At 60.8% G+C, this 10,074-nt stretch carries 11 protein-coding genes; 7 read left to right on the top strand and 4 right to left on the bottom strand.

The genetic code is table 11. From position 1 onward, the window contains the following. The first annotated feature begins 2 nt into the window (after window positions 1-2). From ELQ88_RS10960 to ELQ88_RS34090, 3 genes are all read left to right on the top strand, one after another. Window positions 3-272 (top strand): PAAR domain-containing protein, encoded by a 270-nt coding sequence (locus tag ELQ88_RS10960; RefSeq protein ID WP_138965001.1) that lies wholly within the window; start codon window positions 3-5, stop codon window positions 270-272. Window positions 273-444: 172 nt separating this feature from the next. Further along, window positions 445-1,599 (top strand): class C beta-lactamase, encoded by a 1,155-nt coding sequence (gene ampC / locus ELQ88_RS10955; RefSeq protein ID WP_346342815.1) that lies wholly within the window; start codon window positions 445-447, stop codon window positions 1,597-1,599. Between the two features lie 188 nt (window positions 1,600-1,787). Continuing rightward, window positions 1,788-2,423 carry a hypothetical protein gene (locus tag ELQ88_RS34090; protein ID WP_161599954.1) on the top strand — a complete coding sequence of 212 codons (636 nt, stop codon included), beginning with the start codon at window positions 1,788-1,790 and terminating at the stop codon, window positions 2,421-2,423. Between the two features lie 15 nt (window positions 2,424-2,438). Here the strand turns inward: ELQ88_RS34090 and ELQ88_RS10935 are convergent, their stop codons facing one another. Continuing rightward, window positions 2,439-2,996, bottom strand: coding sequence for a DUF4174 domain-containing protein (locus ELQ88_RS10935; RefSeq protein WP_138964997.1), 558 nt, complete (start codon window positions 2,994-2,996; stop codon window positions 2,439-2,441). A 231-nt stretch (window positions 2,997-3,227) separates the two neighbouring features. On the opposite strand from ELQ88_RS10935, the gene ELQ88_RS10930 reads away from it, so the two are divergent. Beyond that, window positions 3,228-3,695 carry a GNAT family N-acetyltransferase gene (locus ELQ88_RS10930; protein WP_138964995.1) on the top strand — a complete coding sequence of 156 codons (468 nt, stop codon included), beginning with the start codon at window positions 3,228-3,230 and terminating at the stop codon, window positions 3,693-3,695. Window positions 3,696-3,740: 45 nt separating this feature from the next. Next, window positions 3,741-4,109 carry a VOC family protein gene (locus ELQ88_RS10925; RefSeq protein ID WP_138964993.1) on the top strand — a complete coding sequence of 123 codons (369 nt, stop codon included), beginning with the start codon at window positions 3,741-3,743 and terminating at the stop codon, window positions 4,107-4,109. Between the two features lie 19 nt (window positions 4,110-4,128). On the opposite strand, the gene ELQ88_RS10920 is transcribed toward ELQ88_RS10925, so the two are convergent. Both ELQ88_RS10920 and ELQ88_RS10915 read right to left on the bottom strand, forming a co-directional pair. Beyond that, a complete protein-coding gene (locus tag ELQ88_RS10920) occupies window positions 4,129-4,914 on the bottom strand; it encodes a sulfite exporter TauE/SafE family protein (protein WP_138964991.1) in 786 nt (261 codons plus the stop codon). A gap of 302 nt (window positions 4,915-5,216) precedes the next feature. Then, window positions 5,217-5,966 carry a hypothetical protein gene (locus tag ELQ88_RS10915; RefSeq protein ID WP_128869683.1) on the bottom strand — a complete coding sequence of 250 codons (750 nt, stop codon included), beginning with the start codon at window positions 5,964-5,966 and terminating at the stop codon, window positions 5,217-5,219. 365 nt (window positions 5,967-6,331) lie between these two features. Between ELQ88_RS10915 and ELQ88_RS10910 the strand changes: the two genes are divergently transcribed. Then, on the top strand, window positions 6,332-7,153 hold the full coding sequence (locus tag ELQ88_RS10910) for an aldo/keto reductase (RefSeq protein WP_138964989.1): 822 nt from the start codon (window positions 6,332-6,334) through the stop codon (window positions 7,151-7,153). 30 nt (window positions 7,154-7,183) lie between these two features. Beyond that, window positions 7,184-7,633, top strand: coding sequence for a DUF1810 domain-containing protein (locus ELQ88_RS10905; RefSeq protein ID WP_138964987.1), 450 nt, complete (start codon window positions 7,184-7,186; stop codon window positions 7,631-7,633). On the opposite strand, the gene ELQ88_RS10900 is transcribed toward ELQ88_RS10905, so the two are convergent. Then, on the bottom strand, window positions 7,619-9,979 hold the full coding sequence (locus ELQ88_RS10900) for a DNA polymerase II (RefSeq protein WP_138964985.1): 2,361 nt from the start codon (window positions 9,977-9,979) through the stop codon (window positions 7,619-7,621). The genes ELQ88_RS10905 and ELQ88_RS10900 overlap by 15 nt on opposite strands. Between the last annotated feature and the right edge of the window lie 95 nt (window positions 9,980-10,074).

Here is a 10,074-nt window from a genome sequence, read left to right as displayed (position 1 = left end):
CCATGACCCATCCCATCTGCCTGGGCGACTCCACCAGCAGCGGTGGCACGGTCGTGTCCTGCCAACTGTCGGGTACGCACCGTATAAACGGAAAAACCCCTGCGGTATTGGGTGACAAGGGCACCTGCCCATTGCACTTGGGCGAGTTCGCTTTCGTCGAGGGGCATCCGCGCAGGCGCATGAATGGCATCCCTGTGGTCCTGCAAGGTCATCGCCTTGCCTGTGGTTGCCATGGGGTGGCGGGTCATGCGCAGAATGTTCGGGTGACCTGATGCTTGGCATTTTCATTCAACGCGAGCCCGCGTTCGATGAACCCACCGATAGCCTCTCGGCGCGAGAGGTCGATCGCTTGATCGCGATCATCGGACGTCGGTGGCCCGGATTCAAAATCCGCTCGGTATGTAGCGGTTAATATCATTGAAACTCATGGAAAGTGGCCCAGTCATGCCTAGATACAACCTCAACAAATTCGCGTCCTACAGCGCTTTCGTACTTTTCCTCGGTGCCGGTCACTGCGTAGCGGACGAGCGTATCGAATCCATCGTCAACGCCGCCATCAAACCGGTGATGCAGCAACAGCAGATCGCCGGTGTCGCGGTCGCGATCACCGTCAACGGCGAGGCGCATTACTTCAACTACGGCGTGGCCTCGAAGGAAAACGGCACGGCGGTCACCGAAGACACCCTGTTCGAGATCGGTTCGGTGAGCAAGACCTTCACGGCCACCCTCGCCGCCTACGCCCAGGCGACGGGCAAACTTTCCCTGTCAGACAAGGCCAGCAACGTCCTGCCAGAGCTGCGCGGCAGTGCGTTCGACAACATCAGCGTATTGCAACTGGGCACCTACAGCGCTGGCGGCCTGCCGCTGCAATTTCCTGAGGAGGCCGACGCGCCGGACAAGATGCTCGGCTATTTCAAGCAGTGGCAACCGACCTACGCCGCTGGCAGCCACCGGCAGTATTCGAACCCGAGCCTGGGGCTGTTTGGCTATCTGGCGGCCAAGAGCATGGGCGCGCCGTTCGATGAGGTGATGGAAAAGATCCTGCTGCCGACACTCGGGTTGAAGCACACCTTCCTCAAGGTGCCGCAGGATCAGATGGGGCTTTATGCCCAGGGGTACAACAAGGAAGACAAGCCGGTGCGGGTCGGGCCGGGGGCGCTGGATTCGGAGGCGTATGGGGTGAAAACCAGCGCGGCGGATCTGCTGCGTTATGTTCAGGTGAACATGAAACCGGCAGGGCTTGAAGCGCCGCTGCAGCGGGCAATCGCCGCCACGCACACTGGGTATTACCAGGTCGGTGAGATGACTCAGGGATTGGGTTGGGAGCTCTACCACTACCCGGTCACGCTTGATCAGTTGCTCGCCGGTAACTCGACGCAGATGGCGATGGAAGCTCACAAAGTCCAGTGGCTGAATCCGCCGCAACCACAATCGGACGCTGTGTTGGTCAATAAAACCGGCTCGACGGGTGGCTTCGGCGCCTATGTCGCGTATGTGCCCTCGAAAGATATCGGCATCGTGATCCTCGCCAACAAGAACTACCCGAATGCTGAGCGGGTGAAAGTGGCGCATACGGTGTTGGGCGCACTGAGCAAATAAACTGGCCACAGGTTCAATGGCAGTCATGAAAGTGGGCGACCCATAGGAGCGGGTTGCCCGCGAAGGCAATGGATCCTTCAACATCGATGCTGACTGATACGCCGCTTTCGCGAGCAAGCTCGCTCCTACAGGGGGTCTTCAGCGAACACCAGATTGGTAGACGACAGGGATCCCGTGTAGGAGCCGGCTTGCTGGCGAAGACGGTGGCACATTCAATAGAGGTGGTGGCTGACAGGCTGCTTTCGCTGGCAAGCCAGCTCCTACAGGGGATTTTCAGTGAACAAGAAATCGGTGAACACCAGCGATCCCGTGTAGGAGCCGGCTTGCTGGCGAAGACGGTGGCACATTCAATAGAGGTGGTGGCTGACAGGCCGCTTTCGCTGGCAAGCCAGCTCCTACAGGGGATTTTCAGTGAACATGAAATCGGTGAACACCAGCGATCCCGTGTAGGAGCCGGCTTGCTGGCGAATACGGTGGCACATTCAATAGAGGTGGTGGTTGACAGGCTGCTTTCGCTGGCAAGCCAGCTCCTACAGGGGATTTTCAGTGAACATGAAATCGGTGAACACCAGCGATCCTGTGTAGGAGCCGGCTTGCTGGCGAAGACGGCGGCACATTCAGCAGATGTGTTGGCTGGTAGACCGCTTTCGCTGGCAAGCCAGCTCCTACAGGGGATTTTCAGTGAACATGAAATCGGTGAACACCAGCGATCCCGTGTAGGAGCCGGCTTGCTGGCGAAGACGGCGGCACATTCAGCAGAAGTTTTGGCTGGTAGACCGCTTTCGCTGGCAAGCCAGCTCCTACAGGGAATTCATTTTCCATAAAGATTCTGCGCGGATTCAATCGTCCGGCATTTCAGGCGGCTTGGCGGGCTTGGCGGACTTGGTCGGTTTGCTCGGTTTTGTCGCCTTGGCGCCCTTGGCCGGGGCGGGTTCGGTCACTGGCGGTGGTGTCGGCACGGTTGCTTCTTTCTCTGTCGCCGGCAATTCGTCAATGGTCTTGAAGATCGCCTGCAGGTCGACCGCATCCGACTGTTCCAGTTTCTTTTCGCCGTCCTTGCCGACCAGAATCACCTTGGTCTTCGCGCCGGCGCCCAACTTGAGCGAGCGGATCAATGCCGCCGTGTCTTGCGGCCCCAGGTCTTTGCCTTCGCGCTGGCCCATCAGGTTGAGCACGGTGTACAGCACCATGTTGCGATCGTCGAAGCCCTTGCGGTTGGCCGGCTCATCCAGGGCCTTTTTCAAGCTGACCCATGTGGGATCGACCGTACTCGGAGCGATGACGATCAATGGCCGGGCCCTGCCCTTGTCCATGTCCAGCGGTGAGTCGCCATCGGCGGCGAACAAGGGACCGGCGAAAGCCAGCAGGGTAGCCAGGGTCAATGACCTGATGAGCATGCGCATCTCCTTTTTGATATCCACGCTCTAATGATTGCGCATCGCGGCGTTCGTTCCGGGGACGCTTCGCAATTATGTTTCGCCCTGCCCCAAGCTTAGGTCAGGGCGGTCATTGCGCAACAGATCATTGAGTATCGAACGTGGATTGATCAGCGGTTCCGAGCGCATTATTGTGGTTCATCTTCGCGACGACTGAATCGTCCGCGCCAGGCAAAGGAGCTTCAATTCAACATGGAAATCGATTACCTCTGCAACCACCCCGCCCTGATCCCGGAATTGGCCGAGCTGAATTTCAAGGAATGGGGTCAATTCAAACCCGGCGACACCCTCCAGGCAAGAACCGAACGTATGCGCGCTGCATGCGGCAAAGGTACCGTGCCCACCGTGCTAGTCGCCCTTGATGGTACGCAACTGCTTGGCGGAGCCCTGCTGATCGAGAGTGATCTGGGATCACGGCCCGAGTTGACGCCCTGGCTGGCAGGCGTTTACGTCAAGGCCGAGCATCGTGGTCGGGGCATCGCCTCCGGGCTGGTGTCGCGTATCGTCGAGGAGGCGGCGGCACTCGCAATCCCCAGGCTCTTTCTATATACCGACTCGGCCCAGTCGCTTTACGCCAGACTGGGCTGGGAGATCGTGGAACAACTGGACGACGACGGGCTCGAGATCACAGTGATGGCACGCGATACGTCGAAGGTTTAAAGCAACAGTGCTTAACTCATGGGAGAGTCCCTGGAGGCTCCTCCCATGAGCGCTCAGCTGAACCACACCATCGTCTGGTGCCGCGACAAGCAGGCATCGGCCCATTTTCTGGCAGACATCCTCGGCCTGGCCGCTCCTGAACCCTTTGGCCCGATGTTGATCGTCAAGCTCGACAACGGCGTGTCGCTGGATTTCTATAACAACGACCCGCCGATCGCTTCCCAGCACTATGCGTTTTTGCTCGGTGACGAGGAGTTCGATGCGGCCTTCGCCCGTCTGCAAACGCGAAAGCAACCCTGGTGGGCTGATCCCGGCAAGCAGCGACTGGACGAAATAGATGACTACGGTGGTGGCCGGCGGGTCTACTTCGATGACCCGGACGGGCACCTGCTGGAAATTTTCACCCGTGAGTGATTGAGGCCTGCGGCGCAGATCAGAACGCCAGTTTGTAGCCGATCAGCGCCAGCATCGTGGCCAGGCAAGGACGCAACATTTCGTCGGAGATGCGGCCAGTCAGGTGACTGCCCAGGTAAATGCCCGGCAGCGAACCGACCAGCAAGTAGCCCAGTACGTGCCAATCCATGTTGCCCATGCTCGCGTGACCGAGGCCGGCGACCAGGGTCAGGGGTACGGCGTGGGCGATTTCCGTGCCCACCAGGCGGCGGGTGGGCAGCATTGGATAAAGAATGAACAGGGCCACGGTGCCCAGGGCGCCCGCACCGATGGAGGTCAGGGCGACCATGGTGCCGAGCACAAGGCCGGTCAGCACGGTCAGCCCGTTCAGGCGTGGGCCGCTGGGGTTGTAGTTGCCGCCCGCGCGTTTGTGGGCGAAATCGAGCAAGCGCTTCTTGAAGAAAATCGCCAGCGCGGTGGCAAACAGGACAAAGCCCAGGGCCTGTTTGATCACGGCGTTCATGGCATCGGGGGATGTCTGCAGGGTGCTCAGGAACCACAGCGTCATCAGCACCGCCGGCACACTGCCGAGGGTCAGCCAGCCGGTGATTGACCAATCGATGTTGTTGTTCTTTCTATGAACCAGAACGCCGCTGGATTTGGTAATCGCGGCGTACAGCAGATCCGTGCCCACCGCCGTCGCCGGATTGACACCGAACCACAGCAGGATCGGCGTCATCAATGAGCCGCCGCCCACACCGGTCATGCCGACGATGAAACCCACCACTAAACCTGCGACCACCAACCCGAAGTTAACGAATTCCATTAACACGCCCACAAAAATCGCATAAGAGAACTGGCCCGCAGCATAGCGATTTTTCTTATAACCAGTTATATCGATGCGGTCTATCGTTATGCCTATGTGCGCTGGGAACGGGCTTGCCTGCGAACGCGGTGTGTCAGCCGACCTGACTCTATGGATTTACCCGGACCCCTGTAGGAGCTGGCTTGCCAGCGAAGGGTCCGTCACATTCAACACAGGCGCTGGCTGTCAGGACGCCTTCGCTGGCAAGCCAGCTCCTACAGGGGGATGGGGGCGGTCGATGGATCGGGGGCAGTCCGCCAGATTTATTGCACGGGCAGGAAATTGAGGAACAGCAAGCTCTGGGCGTAATTCAGGCCGATCCGCCGGTAGCGCTCGTCGAGCATCTGCGTCAGCAGGTCCAGCCGCGCGACGATCTTGCCGAATTCCACGGCAAAACTCAGGTTGCTGCCCTCCTCCGAAATCTCGTTGGAAAACAGCAAGGGCCCGCCCTGCTTGTTCTGGCGCTGGCTGAGGATCCAGGTGGCTTTCTCGATGTTGCGCGCGGCGTTGCTGACGAAGGTCGGGTTGATCGCATCGGTCATGTAGAACTCGAGACGATTGCCGTGGGCAGTGACCAGCATGCTGCCGATGGCATAGATGAAGGCACCGACCCGGTCGCCGAGGAATTCCGGGCTCATGGCGAAACTCAGCGCCGCCAGGTCTTTTTTGCCGCCCAAGGTCGGCAGCGGCTGTTGCATTTCGATGGCCATGCGCACTTGCTGCCCGGCGGTGCGGGCGTCGAGGAAGCCGGACTTCTTCAACTCCTCGGGATTGCGCAGGTAGAGCTTGCTCATGAGCAAGTAGAGGCTGTCGAGGTTGTCGCGCATCGCCAGGGTGGCCATGCGGTCGACGCTGGTCTGGAGGAATTCCTGGGGTTTTCCTTGGCGGAACTGGTCGATGATGTCGCCGCCCTGTTGCTGGGTGCATCCGGTGAAGCAGAGCGTCGACAAACAGGCCAGCAGCAGGCTGTAACGGCGGGTGTGCATCGTGATGAGGGGTAACACTCGAACCATGGGTGTTTGAACTTGGACATGGGCTTGCGGTGGGGATCGCCGCAGGCTGGCCATGGGATAGAGCCGGGAAACGGGGAAAAGTGCAGTACCGGTGGTCTGTAAATGCTGGGTGGTGGACAGGATAAAAAGATCTCGGCTGGTGGCTGGTGGCTGCTTGCGCTGTACGCCGTACCCTGTAGGAGCTGGCTTGCCAGCGAAAGCGATAGAACATTCAACATATGTGTTGGCTGTCAGGACGCTTTCGCTGGCAAGCCAGCTCCTACAGGGGGGCGGGGTACACCGGGATAATTGAGTTTTGCATGGAACCACTGCGCTATTGTGCTGCCAACCGAAGAGTACCCATCGATCGAAAAAAGGAGATGTGCATGCGCACCCTCGATCTGGCAGGCGTCAACGTACCGGTCATCGGCCAGGGCACCTGGCGCATGGGGGAGGACCCTTCACGGCGCAGCCAGGAGGTGGCGGCGTTGCGCCAGGGCATCGAGCTGGGCATGACCCTGATCGACACCGCTGAAATGTACGGCGAAGGCGGTGCCGAGCAAGTGGTGGGTGAAGCCATTGCCGGTAGGCGCGACCAGGTGTTTCTGGTCAGCAAGGTGTACCCGCACAACGCCAGCCGCGACGGCATCCCCCAGGCGTGCGAGCGCAGTCTGCAACGGCTGGGTACCGACTACATTGATGTGTACCTGTTGCACTGGCGTGGCCAGTATCCCCTGGAGGAAACCGTCGACGCGTTCGAGCGCCTGCGCGAAGCCGGCAAGATCGGCCGCTGGGGCGTGTCCAATTTCGACCTGGATGACCTGCACGAACTGGCCGCGCCGGCCTGCGCCACTAACCAGGTGCTCTACAATCTGGAAGAACGTGGCATAGAATTCGATCTGCTGCCCTGGTGCCAGCAGCATCGCCTGCCAGTCATGGCCTACTGTCCAATCGGCCAGGGTGGGGAGATGCTGGCCCACCCGGCGCTCATGCACGTTGCCGTCCGACACGACGCGACGCCGGCGCAGGTCGCGCTGGCATGGATTCTGCGTCAGGACGACGTAATCGCCATCCCCAAGGCGGTCAGCCCTGAACACGTGCAACTGAATGCGCAAGCCGCGCAATTGCGGCTTGAAACCGGAGATCTGGAGGCGCTGGACCATGCGTTTCACGCGCCACAACGAAAGCAACGGCTGGCCATGGTCTGAGCCATCGCGGTTGTGTCAGAGGGCTTGCGCATGAGAAGCACCGATCCACTCGACAGGTTCGACCTGCAACGCTTCATTCAGGCGCAGAACCCGGTATTCGAACGGGTTCAGGATGAGCTGAGCGATGGCCGCAAGCGCAGCCACTGGATGTGGTTCATCTTTCCGCAGTTCACCGGGCTGGGGGACAGCGAGATGTCCCGTCACTTCGCGATTCACTCCGCCGCGGAAGCGCAGGCCTACCTGCAACACCCGGTGTTGAGCACGCGCCTGCGCACCTGCACGCAATTGGTCCTGGACATTGAGCCGCGCCCGATTGCGGCGATCTTCGGCCACCCTGACGAGCTCAAGTTTCACTCCTCGATGACCCTGTTCGCTCAGATCGATAGCGAAGACAATCTCTTCAACCGGGCACTGGATCAGTATTTCCACGGCATTCCTGACGCGTGGACGTTAACCCTGCTGGACTCAAAACAGGCCTAGTTGCCCACCGATCAGGGTCGAGAAGTCGTCGTCGACGAAGGGCAGGATCGCATCCGCCACCGGTTGCAATTGCCGGGTGACGTAGTGGTCGTAATCGATGGGTGCACTGCGGATCTCCAGCGGTTCGGGCCCGGCGACGCTGATCACATAGCTGATCCACCCCCCGTTCTGGTACTGCCGCGGCCGGCCCTGACGGTCGTTGTAGTCGTCGGCGATACGCGCCGCGCGGACATGGGGCGGCACGTTGCGTTGGTAATCGTCGAGGGTGCGACGCAGGCGCTTGCGGTAGATCAGTCGGTCATCGAACTCACCGGCCAGGGTCTTGCGCACATAGTCGCGCACGTAATCCTGATAAGGCTGGCGATTGAAGATGCGCAGGTATAGCTCCTGCTGGAATTGCCGGGCCAGCGGCGACCAGTCGGTGCGCACGGTTTCCAGGCCTTTGTAGACCATTTCATCGCTGCCGTCGGCGCGGGTCACCAGCCCGGCATAGCGCTTCTTGCTGCCCTCCTCGGCGCCGCGGATGGTCGGCATCAGGAAGCGTTTGTAATGGGTCTCGAACTGCAGTTCCAGAGCACTGTCCAGGCCATATTCCTGGCGCACGTGTTCGCGCCACCACTGGTTGACGTGGTCCACCAGGGCGCGGCCGATCTGCGCCGCTTCCTGCTGGCCGTGGGCGCGGCGCAGCCAGACGAAGGTCGAGTCGGTGTCGCCGTAGATCACCGTGTGGCCCTGGGCTTCGATCAACTGGCGGGTGCGCAGCATGATTTCGTGGCCGCGCAGGGTGATGGACGACGCCAGGCGCGTATCGAAGAAGCGGCAGCCACTGGAGCCGAGCACGCCGTAGAAAGCGTTCATGATGATCTTCAAGGCCTGGGACAGCGGCGCGTTGTGCTCGCGCTTGGCGGTTTCCCGGCCTTCGGCGACGCGGGCGACGATCGCCGGCAGGCAGTGCCGGGTCCTGGAAAAACGCGCGCCGCGAAAACCCGGCACCGACTCGCTGTCTGCGGGATGCTTGAGGCCCTCGATCAGGCCCACCGGGTCGATGAGGAAGGTGCGGATGATCGACGGATAGAGACTTTTGTAGTCCAGCACCAGCACCGATTCATACAGCCCCGGTTGCGAGTCCATGACGAATCCGCCGGGGCTGGCTTGCGCGGGCTTGCTGCCGAGATTGGGCGCGACGAACCCCTGGCGGTGCATCAGCGGCATGTACAGGTGGGTGAAGGCCGCCACCGACCCACCGCTGCGGTCCGCCGGCAAACCGGTGACGCTGGCCCGTTCCAGGAGGAAGGTCAGCAACTCGGTCTTGGCGAAGATGCGCGTCACCAGTTCGCAGTCCTTGAGGTTGTACCGGGCCAGGGCCGGTTTGTCCTCGGCGAACATGCGGTTGATTTCGTCCATGCGCTGGTAAGGGTTGTCGATCGCCTTGCCTTCGCCAAGCAGGGTTTGCGCGACGTTTTCCAGGCTGAACGAGGGGAAGCTCCAGGTCGCCGAGCGCAGGGATTCGATGCCATCGATGATCAATCGCCCGGCGGCCGCGGCGAAGTAATGATTGCGGCTGCCGTGTTCGCGCCACTGCATTTCCTCGCCGCCACGCCCCAGTTTCAATGGCACCGCCAGGCGCCGGGCGTGCTCGTGCAGTACGCGCAGGTCGAACTGCACGACGTTCCAGCCGATGATCGCGTCGGGATCATGGCGGGCGAACCACTCATTGAGTTTTTTCAGCAGCAGGGTGCGCGAGTCACAGTATTCAAGCTGGAAATCCACCGCGCCGTGGTCACCGTTGGGCGGGCCCAGCATATAGACCTGACGCTCGCCACAGCCTTCCAGGGCGATGGAATACAACTCGCCCCGGGCGGTGGTTTCGATGTCCAGGGACACCAGCCGGAGCGTGGGTCGGTAGTCCGGGTCGGGTTTCATCTGCGCGTCGAGCAGCAGGCCCTCGGCAGTGGGCGTGCCGCCAAAGACCACCGGCGCCGTGATGAACCGCTCCATCATGTAGCGCTCCGGCGGCCGCACGTCGGCTTCGAACATATCGACGCCGGCCTTGCGCAGCGCGGTTTCCAGGCGCATCAGTTGCCCATGCTGCTGGCAATACAGGCCGAGCACCGGGCGATGCTCGAAATCCTGCAAGGCCAGCGGTCGCAGTTCGAGGTTTTTTTCCCCCTGCAACAGCGCCTCGGCCTGCTCGCGCTGGGCCGCCGGGATGAACGCCACCGAAGGTTGATAAGGCAGGCGGATACGCTGGGGACCGGTATCGGTCGCCACCCAGAATTCGACTTCCGTACCGGCCGGTGTGTCGCGCCAATGCCGGGTCAGGACGAAGCCCCGCTGTAAATCCACCACTGCAACCTCAGATTTGCTCCAGAGCGCAATTCTACGCGTTAGACGGGTTATGGATCTGTCATCTTTCGGTCACCTTACTGACTTATTCTCCC

Origin of the sequence: Pseudomonas sp. MPC6, from assembly GCF_006094435.1 — a bacterium.
Classification (GTDB): domain Bacteria; phylum Pseudomonadota; class Gammaproteobacteria; order Pseudomonadales; family Pseudomonadaceae; genus Aquipseudomonas.
Note: the sequence above shows the minus strand (reverse complement) of the source record. Positions and strands in the feature narration are given on the sequence as shown.

Excerpts from the sequence above, each read along its gene's own strand:
- ELQ88_RS10910 (WP_138964989.1), top strand. The coding sequence starts at position 6,332 with ATGCGCACCCTCGATCTGGCAGGCGTCAACGTACCGGTCATCGGCCAG.
- ELQ88_RS10905 (WP_138964987.1), top strand. The coding sequence starts at position 7,184 with ATGAGAAGCACCGATCCACTCGACAGGTTCGACCTGCAACGCTTCATT.
- ELQ88_RS10930 (WP_138964995.1), top strand. The coding sequence starts at position 3,228 with ATGGAAATCGATTACCTCTGCAACCACCCCGCCCTGATCCCGGAATTG.
- ELQ88_RS10960 (WP_138965001.1), top strand. The coding sequence starts at position 3 with ATGACCCATCCCATCTGCCTGGGCGACTCCACCAGCAGCGGTGGCACG.
- ELQ88_RS10925 (WP_138964993.1), top strand. The coding sequence starts at position 3,741 with ATGAGCGCTCAGCTGAACCACACCATCGTCTGGTGCCGCGACAAGCAG.
- ampC (WP_346342815.1), top strand. The coding sequence starts at position 445 with ATGCCTAGATACAACCTCAACAAATTCGCGTCCTACAGCGCTTTCGTA.
- ELQ88_RS10935 (WP_138964997.1), bottom strand. The coding sequence starts at position 2,996 with ATGCTCATCAGGTCATTGACCCTGGCTACCCTGCTGGCTTTCGCCGGT.
- ELQ88_RS10920 (WP_138964991.1), bottom strand. The coding sequence starts at position 4,914 with ATGGAATTCGTTAACTTCGGGTTGGTGGTCGCAGGTTTAGTGGTGGGT.
- ELQ88_RS10915 (WP_128869683.1), bottom strand. The coding sequence starts at position 5,966 with ATGGTTCGAGTGTTACCCCTCATCACGATGCACACCCGCCGTTACAGC.